The organism is Pseudocitrobacter sp. 2023LY-00077 (assembly GCF_055796175.1).
The window spans coordinates 70,878-87,106 of the sequence record NZ_JBSPEI010000004.1 but is presented as its reverse complement, the minus strand read 5'-3'; the positions used below and the strand labels follow the sequence as shown (position 1 = coordinate 87,106).

Annotated in this window: 20 protein-coding genes; 16 read left to right on the top strand and 4 right to left on the bottom strand. The window is 55.7% G+C overall.

What is annotated here, in order from left to right:
- Window positions 1–57: 57 nt before the first annotated feature.
- The 14 genes from fliF to rcsA all read left to right on the top strand — a co-directional run bounded on the left by fliF (window position 58) and on the right by rcsA (window position 11,468).
- Complete coding sequence (gene fliF, locus ACWWFX_RS06730) at window positions 58–1,719, top strand: flagellar basal-body MS-ring/collar protein FliF (protein WP_473223463.1); 1,662 nt, start codon at window positions 58–60, stop codon at window positions 1,717–1,719.
- A complete protein-coding gene (fliG, locus tag ACWWFX_RS06725; protein ID WP_015963948.1) occupies window positions 1,712–2,707 on the top strand; it encodes a flagellar motor switch protein FliG in 996 nt (331 codons plus the stop codon). Before fliF ends, fliG begins: the two co-directional genes overlap by 8 nt.
- The gene (gene fliH / locus ACWWFX_RS06720; protein WP_456145877.1) at window positions 2,700–3,395 is read left to right on the top strand and encodes a flagellar assembly protein FliH; all 696 of its coding nucleotides are present in this window, start codon (window positions 2,700–2,702) and stop codon (window positions 3,393–3,395) included. Before fliG ends, fliH begins: the two co-directional genes overlap by 8 nt.
- The gene (gene fliI / locus ACWWFX_RS06715; protein WP_276220374.1) at window positions 3,395–4,765 is read left to right on the top strand and encodes a flagellar protein export ATPase FliI; all 1,371 of its coding nucleotides are present in this window, start codon (window positions 3,395–3,397) and stop codon (window positions 4,763–4,765) included. The genes fliH and fliI overlap by 1 nt, the downstream gene beginning before the upstream one ends.
- A gap of 21 nt (window positions 4,766–4,786) precedes the next feature.
- Window positions 4,787–5,233 carry a flagellar export protein FliJ gene (fliJ, locus tag ACWWFX_RS06710; protein ID WP_473223462.1) on the top strand — a complete coding sequence of 149 codons (447 nt, stop codon included), beginning with the start codon at window positions 4,787–4,789 and terminating at the stop codon, window positions 5,231–5,233.
- Window positions 5,226–6,368: a flagellar hook-length control protein FliK gene (locus ACWWFX_RS06705; protein ID WP_473223461.1), complete on the top strand. Its 1,143-nt coding sequence runs from the start codon at window positions 5,226–5,228 to the stop codon at window positions 6,366–6,368. The genes fliJ and ACWWFX_RS06705 overlap by 8 nt, the downstream gene beginning before the upstream one ends.
- Before the next feature lie 106 nt (window positions 6,369–6,474).
- Window positions 6,475–6,942: a flagellar basal body-associated protein FliL gene (fliL, locus tag ACWWFX_RS06700; RefSeq protein WP_473223460.1), complete on the top strand. Its 468-nt coding sequence runs from the start codon at window positions 6,475–6,477 to the stop codon at window positions 6,940–6,942.
- A gap of 4 nt (window positions 6,943–6,946) precedes the next feature.
- Window positions 6,947–7,951 carry a flagellar motor switch protein FliM gene (gene fliM / locus ACWWFX_RS06695; RefSeq protein WP_276220378.1) on the top strand — a complete coding sequence of 335 codons (1,005 nt, stop codon included), beginning with the start codon at window positions 6,947–6,949 and terminating at the stop codon, window positions 7,949–7,951.
- The gene (gene fliN, locus ACWWFX_RS06690) at window positions 7,948–8,361 is read left to right on the top strand and encodes a flagellar motor switch protein FliN (RefSeq protein ID WP_149462261.1); all 414 of its coding nucleotides are present in this window, start codon (window positions 7,948–7,950) and stop codon (window positions 8,359–8,361) included. The genes fliM and fliN overlap by 4 nt, the downstream gene beginning before the upstream one ends.
- A 2-nt stretch (window positions 8,362–8,363) precedes the next feature.
- Complete coding sequence (gene fliO / locus ACWWFX_RS06685; RefSeq protein ID WP_473223459.1) at window positions 8,364–8,747, top strand: flagellar biosynthetic protein FliO; 384 nt, start codon at window positions 8,364–8,366, stop codon at window positions 8,745–8,747.
- Window positions 8,747–9,484, top strand: a complete 738-nt coding sequence (fliP, locus tag ACWWFX_RS06680; protein ID WP_276220380.1) for a flagellar type III secretion system pore protein FliP — start codon at window positions 8,747–8,749, stop codon at window positions 9,482–9,484. Before fliO ends, fliP begins: the two co-directional genes overlap by 1 nt.
- Before the next feature lie 12 nt (window positions 9,485–9,496).
- Window positions 9,497–9,766 carry a flagellar biosynthesis protein FliQ gene (fliQ, locus tag ACWWFX_RS06675; RefSeq protein ID WP_007371488.1) on the top strand — a complete coding sequence of 90 codons (270 nt, stop codon included), beginning with the start codon at window positions 9,497–9,499 and terminating at the stop codon, window positions 9,764–9,766.
- 5 nt (window positions 9,767–9,771) lie between these two features.
- The gene (fliR, locus tag ACWWFX_RS06670) at window positions 9,772–10,566 is read left to right on the top strand and encodes a flagellar biosynthetic protein FliR (RefSeq protein WP_473223458.1); all 795 of its coding nucleotides are present in this window, start codon (window positions 9,772–9,774) and stop codon (window positions 10,564–10,566) included.
- Between the two features lie 278 nt (window positions 10,567–10,844).
- The gene (gene rcsA, locus ACWWFX_RS06665; protein ID WP_276220382.1) at window positions 10,845–11,468 is read left to right on the top strand and encodes a transcriptional regulator RcsA; all 624 of its coding nucleotides are present in this window, start codon (window positions 10,845–10,847) and stop codon (window positions 11,466–11,468) included.
- A gap of 46 nt (window positions 11,469–11,514) precedes the next feature.
- On the opposite strand, the gene dsrB is transcribed toward rcsA, so the two are convergent.
- Window positions 11,515–11,703, bottom strand: a complete 189-nt coding sequence (dsrB, locus tag ACWWFX_RS06660) for a protein DsrB (RefSeq protein ID WP_015963935.1) — start codon at window positions 11,701–11,703, stop codon at window positions 11,515–11,517.
- Window positions 11,704–11,870: 167 nt separating this feature from the next.
- Between dsrB and ACWWFX_RS06655 the strand changes: the two genes are divergently transcribed.
- Both ACWWFX_RS06655 and ACWWFX_RS06650 read left to right on the top strand, forming a co-directional pair.
- Window positions 11,871–12,080, top strand: coding sequence for a YodD family protein (locus ACWWFX_RS06655; protein WP_015963934.1), 210 nt, complete (start codon window positions 11,871–11,873; stop codon window positions 12,078–12,080).
- Window positions 12,081–12,374: 294 nt separating this feature from the next.
- Complete coding sequence (locus tag ACWWFX_RS06650; RefSeq protein ID WP_473223457.1) at window positions 12,375–13,187, top strand: mannosyl-3-phosphoglycerate phosphatase-related protein; 813 nt, start codon at window positions 12,375–12,377, stop codon at window positions 13,185–13,187.
- Here ACWWFX_RS06650 and dgcQ read toward each other — a convergent pair.
- The 3 genes from dgcQ to ACWWFX_RS06635 all read right to left on the bottom strand — a co-directional run bounded on the left by dgcQ (window position 13,184) and on the right by ACWWFX_RS06635 (window position 16,173).
- Window positions 13,184–14,872 (bottom strand): cellulose biosynthesis regulator diguanylate cyclase DgcQ, encoded by a 1,689-nt coding sequence (dgcQ, locus tag ACWWFX_RS06645; RefSeq protein WP_276220384.1) that lies wholly within the window; start codon window positions 14,870–14,872, stop codon window positions 13,184–13,186. The two genes, ACWWFX_RS06650 and dgcQ, sit on opposite strands and share 4 nt — an antisense overlap.
- Before the next feature lie 132 nt (window positions 14,873–15,004).
- Window positions 15,005–15,184, bottom strand: a complete 180-nt coding sequence (locus ACWWFX_RS06640; protein ID WP_473223456.1) for a YodC family protein — start codon at window positions 15,182–15,184, stop codon at window positions 15,005–15,007.
- Window positions 15,185–15,261: 77 nt separating this feature from the next.
- Window positions 15,262–16,173 carry a DUF808 family protein gene (locus ACWWFX_RS06635; RefSeq protein WP_473223455.1) on the bottom strand — a complete coding sequence of 304 codons (912 nt, stop codon included), beginning with the start codon at window positions 16,171–16,173 and terminating at the stop codon, window positions 15,262–15,264.
- Window positions 16,174–16,229: the final 56 nt, after the last annotated feature.

The window sequence follows — 16,229 nt, the reverse complement described above, 5'->3', positions numbered from 1 at the left end:
GTCTGCTTTGTTTTTGTACACATTTAACGCCATCTTTCAGGATTTACGAGGTGCGCAATGAGCGCGAACGCCACGACTACGCCGCAAACTAAAACGCTGGAGTGGGTCAGTCGCCTGCGCGCAAACCCGAAAATTCCGTTGATGGTGGCCAGCGCTGCCGCGGTGGCTATCGTTGTTGCGCTGGTGCTGTGGGCGAAAAGCCCGGACTACCGCACGCTGTTTAGCAACCTTTCCGATCAGGACGGCGGCGCCATTGTCAGCCAGTTAACGCAGATGAACGTCCCCTACCGCTTCGCGGATAACGGCGGCGCAATCGAAGTTCCTGCGGATAAAGTGCATGAACTTCGCCTGCGTCTGGCGCAGGCCGGTTTGCCAAAAGGCGGCGCGGTCGGTTTTGAATTGCTCGATCAAGAGAAGTTCGGCATCAGCCAGTTCAGCGAGCAGGTGAACTATCAGCGGGCGCTTGAGGGCGAGCTGTCGCGCACCATCGAAACCCTGGGGCCGGTGAAGAGCGCCCGCGTCCATTTAGCGATGCCCAAACCGTCGCTGTTCGTGCACGAACAAAAATCCCCTTCTGCCTCCGTGACCGTCAATCTTGAACCGGGTCGCGCGCTCGACGAAGGGCAAATTTCCGCGGTGGTGCATCTGGTCTCCAGTTCCGTCGCCGGGCTGCCGCCAGGCAACGTTACGCTGGTCGATCAAAGCGGGCATCTGCTCACGCAATCCAATACCAATGCCCGTGATCTGAACGACGCGCAGCTGAAATACGCCGCCGACGTTGAGAGCCGCGTGCAACGCCGCATCGAAGCCATTCTGGGGCCCATCGTGGGCAACAGTAACGTACACGCGCAGGTCACCGCGCAGATCGATTTTGATAATAAAGAGCAAACCGAAGAGCAGTATCGCCCGAACGGCGACGCCAGCCAGGCCGTGCTGCGTTCACGTCAGGTGAACGAGAGCGAGCAAATCGGCAGCCCGTACCCGGGTGGCGTGCCAGGCGCGCTGTCAAACTCCCCTGCGCCCGCGCCGTCAGCGCCGATTGCGACACCGCCCGTCAATAACACGACCCGCACCACCAGCACCCAGAGCAGCGGCGGGCCGCGAAACACACAGCGTAACGAAACCAGTAACTACGAAGTGGATCGCACCATTCGCCATACCAAACGCAACGTGGGCGACATCCAGCGTCTTTCCGTGGCGGTGGTGGTGAACTATCGCGCGCTGGCGGATGGCAAAACCCAGGCGCTCAGCGCCGAGCAAATGAAGCAAATTGACGATCTCACCCGCGAAGCGATGGGCTTTTCCAGCCAGCGCGGCGATACCCTCAATGTGGTCAACTCACCGTTCACCCAGTCGGAAGAAACCGGCGGTGAACTGCCATTCTGGCAACAGCAGTCGTTTATCGATCAGTTGATGTCGCTGGGCCGCTGGTTACTGGTGCTGTTAGTCGCCTGGCTGCTGTGGCGCAAGGCCGTGCGTCCACAGTTACTGCGCCGTCAGCAGGAGACGCAGGTCGCCGCCGAGCAAGCGCGCGTTGTCCAGGAAACGCAGGACGCGGTGGAAGTGCATCTCAGTAAAGATGAGCAACTCCAGCAGCGTCGCGCCAACCAGCGAATGGGGGCGGAAGTCATGAGCCAGCGTATTCGCGATATGTCTGATAACGATCCGCGCGTTGTCGCGCTGGTCATCCGCCAGTGGATGAATAACGATCATGAGTAAATTAAGCGGTGTAGATAAGAGCGTCATTCTGCTGATGACCATTGGTGAAGATCGCGCCGCCGAGGTGTTTAAGCACCTGTCGGCGCGCGAAGTGCAGCAGCTGAGTACCGCGATGGCCAATGTGAAGCAGATCTCCAATAAACAGCTTACCGAAGTGCTGGCGGAGTTTGAGCAGGAAGCCGAGCAGTACGCCGCGCTGAGCGTCAACGCCAACGAATATCTGCGCTCGGTGCTGGTGAAAGCGCTGGGCGAAGAGCGTGCCGCCAGCCTGCTGGAGGACATTCTCGAGACCCGCGAAACCGCCAGCGGCATCGAGACGCTCAACTTTATGGAGCCGCAGAGCGCCGCCGATATTATTCGCGACGAGCATCCGCAAATCATCGCCACCATCCTGGTCCACCTCAAGCGCGCGCAGGCCGCCGATATTCTGGCGCTGTTCGACGAGCGCCTGCGCCACGATGTGATGCTGCGTATCGCCACCTTCGGCGGCGTACAGCCTGCTGCGCTGGCGGAGCTGACTGAAGTGCTCAACGGTCTGCTTGATGGTCAGAATCTTAAGCGCAGCAAAATGGGCGGCGTAAGAACGGCGGCTGAAATTATTAACCTGATGAAAACCCAGCAGGAAGAAGCAGTTATCACCGCCGTGCGTGAATTCGACGGCGAGCTGGCGCAGAAAATTATCGACGAGATGTTCCTGTTCGAAAACCTGGTCGAGGTGGACGATCGCAGCATCCAGCGCCTGTTGCAGGAAGTGGACTCCGAATCGTTACTCATCGCCCTCAAAGGCGCAGAACCACCGCTGCGCGAGAAGTTCCTGCGCAATATGTCTCAGCGTGCCGCCGATATTCTGCGCGACGATCTCGCCAACCGTGGCCCTGTACGTCTGTCGCAGGTGGAGAACGAGCAGAAAGCGATTCTGCTGATTGTGCGTCGTCTGGCGGAAACCGGCGAGATGGTGATTGGCAGCGGAGACGACACCTATGTCTGATACCACGCCGTGGAAAGTCTGGCAGCCGGACGATCTCGCCCCGCCCTCAGAGGACGAGATATTCATCCCTGAGCAGGAACCCGACGCGGAAACGGTGACGCTTTCCGAAGAGGCGTTGCGACAGCAGCAACTGGCGCAAATTCAGATACAGGCCCATGAACAGGGCTATCAGGCGGGGTTGCAGGAAGGCCGCGCCGCCGGGCAGCAGCAGGGGTATCAGGACGGTCTGGCGCAAGGGCTTGAACAAGGCCAGATGCAGGCGCAACAAGAGCAAGCCCCGCTCCATGCCCGCATGCAGCAACTGGTCAGCGAGTTCCAGCATACGCTGGATGCGATGGATAGCGTTATCGCCTCACGTTTGATGCAGATGGCGCTGGAAGCCGCCCGGCAAATCATCGGCGAGACCACGTCCATCGACAGTTCTGCGTTGATTAAACAGATTCAGGCGTTACTGCAACAGGAACCGTTGTTTAGCGGCAAACCGCAGCTGCGCGTAAACCCTGACGATCTTCCTCGCGTAGACGCGGTGCTGGGTGCCACCTTAAGCCTGCACGGCTGGCGGCTGCGAGGCGATCCGACGTTACATCCTGGCGGCTGTAAAGTCAGCGCCGATGAAGGTGATCTTGATGCAAGCGTCGCCACCCGCTGGCAGGAACTCTGCCGTCTTGCCGCGCCGGGAGCCTGCTGATGACCGCGCGTCTCACTCGCTGGCTGACAACGCTGGATAACGTCGAAGCGCGCATCGCCCAGCTTCCCGCCGTACGTCGCTATGGACGCCTGACCCGCGCAACCGGGCTGGTGCTGGAAGCCACCGGTCTGCAACTGCCGCTTGGCGCGACCTGTATTATTGAACGTCAGCTTGGCGCAGAAACGCAGGAAGTGGAAAGCGAAGTGGTGGGCTTCAACGGTCAGCGCCTGTTTCTGATGCCGCTGGAAGAAGTGGAAGGCATTTTGCCCGGCGCGCGTGTCTATGCGCGTAATGCCTCCGGCGACGGGTTACAAAGCGGCAAACAATTACCGCTCGGCCCTGCGCTGCTGGGGCGCGTGCTTGACGGCAGCGGCAAACCGCTCGATGGCCTGCCCGCGCCGGAGACCACCGAAACCGGTGCGCTCATTACCCCCCCGTTTAACCCGCTCCAGCGCACGCCGATTGAACATGTGCTGGATACCGGCGTGCGGCCCATCAACGCCCTGCTCACCGTCGGTCGCGGGCAGCGTATGGGGCTGTTTGCCGGTTCCGGCGTTGGTAAAAGCGTGCTGCTGGGGATGATGGCGCGCTACACCCAGGCGGATGTGATTGTGGTTGGCCTGATTGGCGAGCGCGGACGCGAAGTGAAAGATTTTATCGAGAACATTCTCGGTAGCGAAGGCCGGGCCCGCTCGGTGGTGATCGCCGCTCCAGCGGATGTGTCGCCGCTGCTGCGTATGCAGGGCGCGGCCTATGCCACCCGCGTGGCGGAAGATTTCCGCGATCGCGGCCTGCACGTGCTGCTAATTATGGACTCCCTCACCCGCTACGCGATGGCGCAGCGCGAAATTGCCCTGGCGATTGGCGAGCCGCCCGCCACCAAAGGCTATCCGCCTTCCGTTTTTGCCAAACTGCCCGCGCTGGTTGAACGCGCCGGGAACGGCATCAGCGGTGGCGGTTCAGTGACCGCATTTTATACGGTGCTGACCGAAGGCGACGATCAGCAGGACCCCATCGCCGATTCGGCGCGTGCCATTCTCGACGGGCATATTGTGTTATCGCGCAGGCTGGCGGAGGCCGGGCACTACCCTGCCATCGATATTGAAGCCTCGATCAGTCGCGCCATGACCGCGCTTATCAGCGAGCCGCACTACGCCCGCGTACGTCATTTCAAACAGCTGCTTTCCAGCTTCCAGCGTAACCGCGATCTGGTGAGCGTTGGCGCTTACGCCAAAGGCAGCGACCCGATGCTGGATCGCGCCATCGCCCTGTGGCCACAACTGGAAGCATTTTTGCAGCAGGGCATTCTGGAAAAAGCCGACTGGGAGAGTTCTCTTCAGGGGCTTGAGCGAATTTTCCCGTCAACCTGATGAAGCAGGAGGTACCGCAAGATGGCGCAACAAGGTGCATTGGCCACGCTCAAAGAGCTGGCGGAAAACGAGGTGGATACCGCCGCGCTCAAGCTCGGCGAGATGCGTCGTGGTTTTCAGAAAGTAGAAGAACAATTGCAGATGCTGATGGATTACCAGCTCGAATATCAAAACAACCTCAACAGCGACATGATTCAGGGGATTGCCAGCCTGCGCTGGCAAAACTATCAGCAGTTTATTCAGACGCTGGAAAGCGCGATTGAACAACATCGCCAGCAGTTGCTGCAATGGAATAATAAAGTTGAGCAAGCGCTGACCTTCTGGCGCGAGAAAAAACAGCGTCTTCAGGCGTGGGAGACGTTGCAGGAGCGCCAGGCCAGCGCCACGCTGCTGGCGGAGAACCGCCTCGACCAGAAAAAGATGGATGAATTCGCCCAGCGCGCCACCTTGAGGAATCGCAATGATTAACCTGCTCACGCTTTTAGCCCCGGACGTCGAGAGCGGCACGCCGGGTATTTCCACGCAGGCGGGCGGCGAGGCGGATTTTCTCAGCCTGCTCAGCGATGCGCTGGGGAGTGACAATAGCAAACCGCTGAAAAGCCTGACCGCCGCCCTTTCTCAGGAGCCGGCGGACGCAAAAACCACGGCAAAAACCTCCATTACCGAGTGGCTGTTACAGCAGGAGACGGCAAAGATCCCGGTCGAACTGCCGGACGGTACGACAACGGATACGCAGACGCTGCTCAGCCAATTGGCCTCGCATCTGAAAAGCGATGTTCAGAGCACCAAACCGCAGGAGAATAGTGATGACGACGAAACCGTTAGCGACGCATCGCTTGCCGGGATGAGCGCGCTGATGGCCATGCTGCCAACGGTGCAACCTGCACAACCAACGACGGTCACCGCAGGCACTAACATGCCCATCCTGAACGGTGTCTCAGAACGCGGCGGTGATAAATCTTTTGCTCAGCACGCCACCAGCAACGATACCGCGCAGCCACTCGCCAGCAGTGAACTGCCCGCCGCCGCACAAAGCTCGCCGCAGTTGGCGCCAATTGCCCTGAAAGCAGAAGCCGACAGCACGCCAACCGCAGCGGCCCCAACGGCAACGTTCTCCGGGTTGGTCAGTGTCGCCGCACAAACTACGCCTGCATTACCGGCCCCAACCGTACAGGCTCCACTCGGTTCGCCGGACTGGCAGCAGAGCGTCAGTCAGCACATCACCCTGTTCACACGTCAGGGGCAGCAGACAGCGGAACTGCGTCTGCACCCGGAAGATCTCGGTCAGGTGCATATCTCGCTTAAGCTCGACGATAACCAGGCGCAGATTCAAATGGTGTCGCCACACAGCCACGTGCGCGCCGCGCTGGAAGCCGCGTTACCAGTGCTTCGCGCACAACTTGCCGATAACGGCATTCAGCTTGGACAAAGCAATATCAGCAGCGAGAGTTTTGCCGGGCAGCAGCAGCAACAACACGCTTCGGGCCAGCAGTCGGCCTGGCGCGGCGCGGCATCCGGGGATGACGAGGATGATACGTTGATCGCCCCTGCTGCGTTGCAATCCACCGCTCGCGGCGATGGCAGAGTCGACATTTTTGCCTAAACGCCAGAGGTAGCGTGATTATTCCCGTCTTTTCCACGCTTTGACCCGCGCGGGAGTCGGGATAATCACACGATAAGCAGTATATGCAACAGGAAGACCGCATCAGATGACCGACACCGCTATCACCAAAAACCGCAAACGCGCCATTTGGCTGCCGCTGCTGATCCTCGTGACGCTCGCCGCCGTGGCGACCGCCGGTTACAGCTACTGGCGGATGCAGCAGCACAGCGCCACGGCAAGCAAAACCGAGACGCCGCCCCCTGCCGCGCCGGTCTTTTTCGCGCTGGATACCTTTACGGTGAATCTTGGCGATGCGGATCGCGTGCTTTATCTCGGCATTACGTTGCGTCTGAAAGATGAAGCGACGCGCGCACGTCTGAATGAATATCTGCCGGAAGTGCGCAGTCGTCTTTTACTGCTGCTTTCTCGTCAGGACGCCACGCAGCTGGCGACCGATGCCGGGAAGCAAAAACTGGCCGCCGCCATTAAAGAGACGTTGAACACGCCGCTTATTGCCGGTCATCCGCAGCAGGACGTGACTGACGTTCTCTACACCGCCTTTATTCTGCGATAACCTCATGGGCGATAGCATTCTTTCACAGGCCGAAATCGACGCCCTGCTCAACGGCGACAGCGATAATCGCGATGAGCCGCAGGCAGGCGTGGCGGGCGAAAACGACATTCGCCCTTACGATCCCAACACCCAGCGTCGTGTGGTGCGCGAGCGTTTGCAGGCGCTGGAGATCATCAACGAACGCTTTGCGCGTCAGTTCCGCATGGGGCTGTTTAACCTGCTGCGTCGCAGCCCGGATATTACGGTCGGGGCGATTAAAATCCAGCCGTATCATGAATTTGCGCGCAATCTTCCCGTGCCGACCAACCTGAATCTGATCCACCTGAAACCGCTACGCGGCACCGGGCTGTTCGTGTTCTCGCCGAGCCTGGTGTTTATCGCCGTGGATAACCTGTTCGGCGGCGACGGTCGTTTCCCAACCAAGGTTGAAGGCCGCGAGTTTACCCATACGGAACAGCGCGTCATTAACCGCATGCTGAAGCTGGCGCTCGAAGGCTACCGCGACGCGTGGAAAGCGATTAACCCGCTGGAAGTTGAGTATGTGCGCTCCGAGATGCAGGTTAAATTCACCAATATCACCACCTCGCCCAACGACATTGTGGTCAACACGCCCTTCCACGTTGAAATCGGCAACCTGACCGGCGAATTCAATATCTGCCTGCCGTTCAGCATGATCGAACCGCTGCGTGAACTGCTGGTAAATCCGCCGCTGGAAAACTCGCGCAGTGAAGATCAAAACTGGCGCGAAAATCTGGTGCGCCAGGTGCAACACTCCGAACTGGAGCTGGTGGCAAACTTTGCCGACATTTCACTGCGACTGTCGCAGATCCTGAAGCTAAAACCCGGAGATGTGCTGCCAATTGAGAAACCTGACCGCATTATCGCGCACGTCGATGGCGTGCCGGTGCTGACCAGCCAGTACGGTACGGTGAAAGGACAATATGCTTTGCGCGTCGAACACCTGATTAACCCGATTTTGAATTCGTTGAATGAGGAACAGCCCAAATGAGTGATATGAATAACCCGTCCGACGAGAATACCGGCGCAATGGACGATCTGTGGGCTGAAGCGTTGAATGAACAACAATCCACCAGCAGCAAAAGTGCGGCCGATGCCGTGTTCCAGCAACTGGGCGGCGGCGACGTCAGCGGTACGTTGCAGGATATCGATTTGATTATGGATATCCCGGTCAAGCTGACCGTTGAACTGGGCCGCACCCGCATGACTATCAAAGAATTGCTACGTCTGACGCAGGGTTCCGTGGTGGCATTGGATGGCCTGGCAGGCGAACCGCTGGATATCCTGATTAACGGCTATCTGATTGCCCAGGGCGAAGTGGTGGTAGTGGCGGACAAATATGGCGTGCGCATCACCGACATCATTACGCCGTCCGAGCGCATGCGTCGCCTGAGCCGCTAATCATGAAAAGCCCGACCCATGCCACCGTCACGCACGCGTCTGCGCCCGATGCCTCACCGCTGATTCAGGTGAGCGGCGCACTGCTCGGTATTATTTTGCTGATCCTCGCCGGGGCATGGATTGCCAAACGTTTTGGCCTCGGCGGCACTCACGTGCGAGGTATGCAGGGTCTGAAAGTCAGCGCCAGCGCCTCGTTAGGCCAACGCGAACGCGTGGTGGTGGTGAACGTGGAAGATGCGCGACTGGTGCTGGGCGTCACCGCCAATCAGGTCACCCTGCTGCACACGCTGCCGCCCGCGCCAGCGGATACTCACACGACGCAGCCTGCTACCGCCGATTTTTCGTCATTGATGAAAAATGTTCTCAAGCGTTCCGGGAGATCCTGATGCGCCGCATTTTCGTTGTCCTCATCTCCACGCTGTTGTTGCTCTCGCCTGCTGCCTTTGCGCAGTTGCCGGGGCTGGTCAGCCAGCCATTACCGGGCGGCGGTCAAAGCTGGTCGCTACCGGTTCAGACGCTGGTGTTTATCACCTCGCTGACGTTTATCCCGGCCATTTTGCTGATGATGACCAGTTTTACACGCATCATTATCGTCTTCGGTCTGCTGCGCAACGCGCTGGGCACCCCCTCTGCGCCACCGAATCAGGTGCTGTTGGGGCTGGCGCTGTTTCTGACCTTTTTTATTATGTCGCCGGTCATCGATAAGATTTACACCGACGCCTATCAGCCTTTCAGCGAAGACAAAATTTCGTTGCAGGAAGCGATGGATAAAGGTTCACAGCCGCTGCGCGAGTTTATGCTGCGTCAGACGCGTGAAGCCGATTTGGCGCTGTTTGCGCGTCTGGCGAACAGTGCGCCCATTGAAGGCCCGGAAGCGGTGCCGCTGCGCATTCTGCTGCCTGCTTACGTGACCAGCGAGCTGAAAACCGCCTTCCAGATTGGCTTCACCATTTTTATTCCCTTCCTGATTATCGATCTGGTGATCGCCAGCGTGTTAATGGCGCTGGGGATGATGATGGTACCGCCCGCCACGATCGCCCTGCCGTTTAAGCTGATGCTGTTCGTGCTTGTCGACGGCTGGCAACTGCTGGTGGGTTCGCTGGCGCAAAGTTTTTACAGTTAACAGGAACCCGCCATGACACCTGAATCCGTGATGATGATGGGCACCGAAGCGATGAAAGTCGCACTGGCGCTGGCTGCGCCGCTGCTGCTGGTGGCGCTGATTACGGGGCTGGTTATCAGTATTTTGCAGGCGGCGACGCAGATTAACGAAATGACGCTCTCATTCATTCCTAAAATCATCGCCGTGTTTATCGCTATCGTGGTCGCCGGGCCGTGGATGCTCAATCTGCTACTTGATTACGTACGCACCTTGTTCAATAACATCCCGTATATCATCGGCTAATCCTGATGCTCAATATCACCAGCGACCAGTGGGTCCACTGGATAAGCCTCTATTTCTGGCCGCTGCTGCGCGTGCTGGCGCTGATTACTACAGCCCCGATATTAAGCGAACGCACCGTACCTAAACGCGTCAAACTGGGGCTCGGGCTGGTGATAACCGTGGTTATCGCCCCCGCCATTCCGGTACCGGATGTTCCGCTTTTTTCGCCTAACGCCCTTTGGCTGGCGCTTCAGCAAATCCTGATTGGCATTGCGCTGGGGTTTACCATGCAATTCGCCTTTGCCGCCGTGCGTACCGCCGGGGAGATTATCGGCCTGCAAATGGGGTTGTCGTTTGCGACCTTTGTCGATCCTGGCAGCAACCTGAATATGCCCGTACTGGCGCGAATTATGGATATGCTCGCCATGCTGCTGTTTTTGGTTTTTAACGGCCATTTATGGCTGATTTCGCTGCTGGTCGATACTTTTCACACCTTGCCCATTGGCGGTGAACCTCTTAACAGCAACGCCTTTCTGGCCCTTTCGCGGGCTGGCGGACTCATTTTCCTCAATGGCCTGATGCTGGCACTGCCGGTCATTACGCTGCTGCTCACCGTTAACCTTGCATTAGGTATGCTTAATCGTATGGCGCCGCAATTGTCCGTATTTGTGATCGGTTTCCCAGTCACATTAACTGTAGGGATATTATTAATGGCAGCGTTAATGCCACTTATTGCGCCTTTTTGCGAACATTTATTTAGCGAAATATTCGATCTTTTAGCGGATATTATCAGCAAGTTACCCCAGGTCAATTCTCCATAAATCCGCTCCCGTTATTGTAAGGAAATTCCTAAAAGGGAATTTATAAAACATCAACCAGGATATATCTGGCGCGGATTATTTGTTTTTACCCTACTCACATAACATAACATTTACTTTACTTTGAGAAGATTCCTGGCAAATTATACGTAACTTTACGGGATAGTTTAGGCCGCCTGATCGTCTTCGCTTGGTTCTTAGTTTTAATAATTTGCTCAGGCAGTTATGAAGTGTTCAGGCAAGAGGGTTAATTATCGTTACGCATTGAGTGAGGGTATGCCATGTCAACGATTATTATGGATCTATGCAGTTACACCCGGCTAGGATTGATAGGGTACTTGACGAGTCGAGGGGTTAAGAAGCGCGATATTGATAACGTCAGCGACGTTGACGGACTTGCGGCATTGTGTAGCACCCGCCGCCCGTCTGTGGTGTTCATTAATGAAGACTGTTTTATCCACGATGCACAGAGCAGTCAGCACATTAAACAAATCATTAATCAACACCCCAGAACGCTGTTTATCGTTTTTATGGCGATTGCAAATATCCATTTTGATGAATATTTACTGGTTAGGAGTAATCTGTTAATTAGCTCCAAATCGATCAAACCAGAAACCCTGGACGATATTTTAGGGAATTATCTGAAAAAAGAAACTGACAATGTAAAACAGATCAACATGTCGACATTATCGTTAAGTCGAACGGAATCGAGCATGTTACGGATGTGGATGTCGGGACAGGGAACGATTCAGATATCGGATCAAATGAATATTAAGGCCAAGACGGTATCGTCACATAAGGGTAATATCAAGAGGAAAATTAAAACGCATAATAAGCAAGTGATCTATCACGTTGTGCGTCTTGCTGAAAATGTCACCTCCGGCATTTACGTGAATATGCGTTAATGGCGACTTACTGGCGGATAACACCGCCAGTCAATTTTACCCCGATTCAGTCTACTTTCTCGACGAAAATACCGTCCGGGTGGCCATGTTCATTGAAAAACCAAATACCGAGCGGATAATCTTCCAGCGAGACCAGATACATTGTTCCTTCACTGAACTGCTCAATCGCCAGTACCACGCCCGATCGACGCGGGCCGCCATCCGTTTTGACCGTGACACGATCGTTTACCTGCATACGCAATCTCCTCAACGTTTCTGCCCAGTGTAGAACAAAACTCCCCCGCTGACAGCGCCTTACTGCATAACTGCTGCTTTCTTCATCAATTACTCATCCGCTCATAAAATGAGCACATTGATAAATGCCGGGTATACTTATTATTGCACGGGCTGTAAGAGGTACTGATGATGAACAATGCCAAAGCGACCCACGGCGTCAACGTTGATGCGCTGCTGGCAGCAATCAATGAAATCAGCGAAAGCGAAATCCATCGTGCCGCTGACGATCCCTATCATGTGAGCGTTGATGGCCGCGAATACCATACCTGGCGAGAACTGGCTGAAGCGTTTGAGCTGGATATTCACGACTTTAGCGTGAACGAAGTGAATCGCTGAAGATGGGGATAAAAAAATCCCGACGCTTGAGGAGTCGGGATCAAACTTGCATCTGCAAGAAGTCATCGAAAAATTCGTTACACCAGGAAATCTGATGTGGATGAAACATTATCTGCGTTTATATCCAATGACAAGATTTATTCACCAGACAGAACAATCCATTCACAGACAATGCATCGGTGTACTACGGCCGGCCCAGCATCCGACGCGGGTTGTCATCAGTTTTATCTCAATTATATCGTTTTATTATTTTGAGATTTTTCTTAATAGCAAAAGAGTACATAAGGAGACCTTATGTTTGATCGGCAACAACCGCTGGTTATCTTCACTGATTTGGATGGCACGCTGCTGGATAACCACACTTATGACTGGCAGCCGGCCGCCTCCTGGCTGATGCGTCTTAAACAGCGGGATGTGCCGGTTGTCCTGTGTAGCAGTAAAACTGCCGCAGAAATGATGCTTATTCAGAAAGAGATTGGCCTGGAAGGCCGCGCGTTTATTGCTGAGAACGGGGCAGTTATCCAGCTTGATGCAAAATGGCAGGATGACGAGTCCTGGCCACGCATCATTTGCGGGGCGACACATGCAGATATTCTTGGTGTCCTGCACCATCTTCGCGAACGGGAAGGCTATAAGTTTACCGCGATTTCCGATGTCGACGCGCAGGTGCTCAGCGAGTGGTCTGGTCTGAATGACAAACATGCGGCGCTGGCACGCCTTCAGGAGGCTTCTGAGACGCTTATCTGGCGCGATACCGATGAACGCATGGCCGCATTTTCCGCGACGTTACATCAGCTTGGGCTGCGTTTTATTCAGGGGGCGCGTTTCTGGCACGTGCTGGATGAGCAAAGCGGTAAGGCACAGGCGGTCAGTTTCCTGCGCCGCAGAATGCTACAACGGGAAGGTCACAGTCGCCTTTCCCTTGGTTTAGGTGACGGCCCTAACGATGCGGACCTGCTGAATAGCACCGATTACGCCGTGGTGGTGAAAAGCCTGAGCCGGGAAGGCATTCATTTAAAAAATGACGACCCGCAGCGGGTCTATCATACACAACTGCGTGGCCCGAGTGGCTGGGACGAGGGCCTCAGCCACTTCCTGGGTAATTAATCTTCGGCGCGCACCTGATTACGTCCGGCCTCTTTCGCCAGATAGAGGCGGCGATCGGCCACGGATTGCAGATAGGCAAAATCATAACGTTCCTGCTCATCGTCGCTGGCTGAAACCCCAACGGACGCGCTTACGCGGATGGTTTGCCCTTTCGACACCAGTATCTCACGGCGGTTAATACACTCGCGTATCCGCTCCGCTATCTCGCGCGCCTGAGCGAGCGTGGCGTTCGGCAGAACAACGCAGAACTCCTCTCCACCCACACGCCCGGCAATATCCCCTTCGCGTATTTTATTAGCAATTAAACGGGCGATATGTGCCAGCACGCGGTCGCCAGCCTGATGGCCATAGCGATCGTTAATCGATTTAAAATGATCGAGATCGAGTTGCAGAACCGCCAGCGGTTTTCCAGCCTGCCGACACTGTGCCGATGCCGTTGCCGCACGTTCGAACAATGCGCCACGGTTGTATAAACGCGTCAGTGCATCGTACCAGGCGCGCCATTGCAGGGACTCCTGCAATGTGGACATATTGCTCACCATTTGGCGAATAACCATCCACGAGAGAATCAGCATCCCGGTGAACAGCACCCACAGCAGGGTAAGCGCGATGCTGATACGCCCGAAATCGCCTTTTAGCCCCTCTTCCAGGCTATGAATGCGCAGCAGAACACCGTCAAAATTACGCAGCTTTTCCCAACTGATATAGCGCGTCATTTCGCGAAGACTACCGCGATTATTATCTTCATAGGCGCGAGCAAGCTGGGCCTGCACTTCCTGCGTGAGTGGCGTAACGCGAGGGTCGGACGAGGCAATGAGGTTCATCCTGCTATCGTAAAGCTGGTACTCCCCTTCGGTTTCGCCCTCAACGGCGCGCAGTAAAAAATCGCCCATTTCTCTGACCGAAAGCTGTGCCGCCAGCACGCCAAACCAGTAGTGCTGATAATTCAGCGGCACCGATGCCGTGACCATCTGCGCTTCATGCTGTTTATCGCTGGAGAATGAAGTGTACCAGCGTACACCGCGCCCCGGGTTCAAACGTTCAGACTGCTGTTGGAACCACGGGCTGGTCACCTGCTCATAAAACTGCTCGGTGATGTTGCGGGTTACCGGCTCGCTGCTCAGGAAAAATCCGGCCCGCGATACATACAGCATACGCGGTGAAAAGCGCGAGAGATGGTTTTTGGTAATGGTTGACAGTCGCAGCAGATAACCCAATTCGAGCGTAGCGGTGAATTCGTTAGTCACCAGCGGATTATCACGAGATAAGAGCTCAGACTGCTCGACAAAGGCATCCGACACGCCATTTAGCGGTAGAGTACGGCGGTTTTCCAGCGCGATATGCCAGTCTGGCTCATGGCGTTTGCGGGAGAATTCCGCTTCCGCATTACGCAAAACTTCAAACGCCAGCGGCGCCTGCAGCGCGGCTTGCATACCATGACGAAAAAAAAGCAGGCGATCGACGTTGAATTGCAGCTGCCCGTCCATCTCACGGGCGACGTTTTCCAGATTATTGCGCTGGCTGGAGATATAAGCCTCCTCCAGTACCACCGTTTCACGCCACGTCAGAATCGTTGAAAACAGCAGAACAACGCAAAAGCAGAGGTTTACCACTCTACCGGGTCGGGAGTGCTGGCTAAGCTTTCTCAACCAACCGGGGGATTTTTCGGGGGCTACGGGATGCACAAAGGCTCCCGGCAAAACTCCTGATGAAGAGACAACGTACTCACTCCTGAACGGAAAAACAGCTTTGAATTCATGATGTACAACAATCGAGGCACTGAGTCAAAAACGCCCGACCCATGCCGGGCGTTTTGGCTAGGCTTTCTCCTGCGCGCGATCGCCGCCGGGCAGAAGCTCATCTTCACGGAAGGCCTCACGCTTGACGCCAAAACCGTCATACCAGCGACATTCAACCATCCCACTGGCATAACCCGTCACGACCATGCGCTGACCACCATTTTTAGACCGAACTTCATCACTGACCAAAAAGACCATAGTTGCCTCCGGTATCAGGGTGAAACAGTTTCACATTAGTCGATCGCCAGCGGGTTTGCGTAATCGGTGCGCACTTTTTAGCCTTCACGCTGACGAAGGCGACTGACGCCATTCACGACCGCCACCACGACAGCGCCGATAATAAAACCGAGCACCAGATTCGCAATCGTCGGTAGTAACATCGCGACAACGGCTCCCTGCTGCGCGGCAAAGCCTTCAATCGCGTGATGCAACGGCGCAACGCCGTGGACCACAATCCCGCCGCCAACCAAAAACATCGCCAGCGTACCGACCACGGATAATATTTTCATCAACCATGGTGCAACAAAAAGTAAACCTTTCCCGACGCCTTGTGCCAGTGCGCTCTTTTTCTCCGCCAGCCAGTAGCCCATATCGTCCAGTTTAACGATGATGCCCACCAGCCCGTAAACGCCGACGGTGACCAACACGGCGATACCTGACAGAATCAAAACCTGGTTCAGTAGCGGGGCTTCTGCCACGATACCAAGGGTAATCGCGACGATTTCAGCGGAGAGAATAAAATCGGTACGGATTGCGCCTTTCACTTTATCGCGTTCATACACCATCGGGTCCTGATTGGCGATGGCGTCTAATCGCTGCTGACGCGCAGCATCATCCTCTTTGTGCTTACGCGCATGCAGCGTATGCACCACTTTCTCGACCCCTTCAAAGCACAGGAACGCCCCACCTATCATTAACAACGGAGTCACCGCCCAGGGGATAAACGCGCTGATCAACAGGGCCAACGGCACGAGGATCACTTTATTGAGCAGCGACCCCTTTGCCACGCTCCAGACCACCGGAAGTTCACGATTCGCGCGCACTCCGGAAACCTGCTGCGCATTCAGCGACAAATCATCGCCCAGCACGCCCGCCGTCTTTTTCGCCGCCAGCTTGCCCATCATGGAGATGTCATCCAGCAGCGTGGCAATATCATCCAGTAAGGTTAATAAACTACTTCCCGCCACAATCCGTTCCTTTCATTATTTTGTTTATTAATCACACAGTATGGAGCAAATGTACG

Coding starts and splice junctions, on each gene's coding strand:
- fliG (WP_015963948.1), top strand. CDS start 1,712: ATGAGTAAATTAAGCGGTGTAGATAAGAGCGTCATTCTGCTGATGACC.
- fliL (WP_473223460.1), top strand. CDS start 6,475: ATGACCGACACCGCTATCACCAAAAACCGCAAACGCGCCATTTGGCTG.
- dsrB (WP_015963935.1), bottom strand. CDS start 11,703: ATGCAGGTAAACGATCGTGTCACGGTCAAAACGGATGGCGGCCCGCGT.
- ACWWFX_RS06705 (WP_473223461.1), top strand. CDS start 5,226: ATGATTAACCTGCTCACGCTTTTAGCCCCGGACGTCGAGAGCGGCACG.
- ACWWFX_RS06640 (WP_473223456.1), bottom strand. CDS start 15,184: ATGGTCTTTTTGGTCAGTGATGAAGTTCGGTCTAAAAATGGTGGTCAG.
- fliN (WP_149462261.1), top strand. CDS start 7,948: ATGAGTGATATGAATAACCCGTCCGACGAGAATACCGGCGCAATGGAC.
- fliI (WP_276220374.1), top strand. CDS start 3,395: ATGACCGCGCGTCTCACTCGCTGGCTGACAACGCTGGATAACGTCGAA.
- fliM (WP_276220378.1), top strand. CDS start 6,947: ATGGGCGATAGCATTCTTTCACAGGCCGAAATCGACGCCCTGCTCAAC.
- rcsA (WP_276220382.1), top strand. CDS start 10,845: ATGTCAACGATTATTATGGATCTATGCAGTTACACCCGGCTAGGATTG.
- fliO (WP_473223459.1), top strand. CDS start 8,364: ATGAAAAGCCCGACCCATGCCACCGTCACGCACGCGTCTGCGCCCGAT.
- fliF (WP_473223463.1), top strand. CDS start 58: ATGAGCGCGAACGCCACGACTACGCCGCAAACTAAAACGCTGGAGTGG.
- fliJ (WP_473223462.1), top strand. CDS start 4,787: ATGGCGCAACAAGGTGCATTGGCCACGCTCAAAGAGCTGGCGGAAAAC.
- fliQ (WP_007371488.1), top strand. CDS start 9,497: ATGACACCTGAATCCGTGATGATGATGGGCACCGAAGCGATGAAAGTC.
- ACWWFX_RS06655 (WP_015963934.1), top strand. CDS start 11,871: ATGATGAACAATGCCAAAGCGACCCACGGCGTCAACGTTGATGCGCTG.
- fliR (WP_473223458.1), top strand. CDS start 9,772: ATGCTCAATATCACCAGCGACCAGTGGGTCCACTGGATAAGCCTCTAT.
- fliH (WP_456145877.1), top strand. CDS start 2,700: ATGTCTGATACCACGCCGTGGAAAGTCTGGCAGCCGGACGATCTCGCC.
- fliP (WP_276220380.1), top strand. CDS start 8,747: ATGCGCCGCATTTTCGTTGTCCTCATCTCCACGCTGTTGTTGCTCTCG.
- ACWWFX_RS06650 (WP_473223457.1), top strand. CDS start 12,375: ATGTTTGATCGGCAACAACCGCTGGTTATCTTCACTGATTTGGATGGC.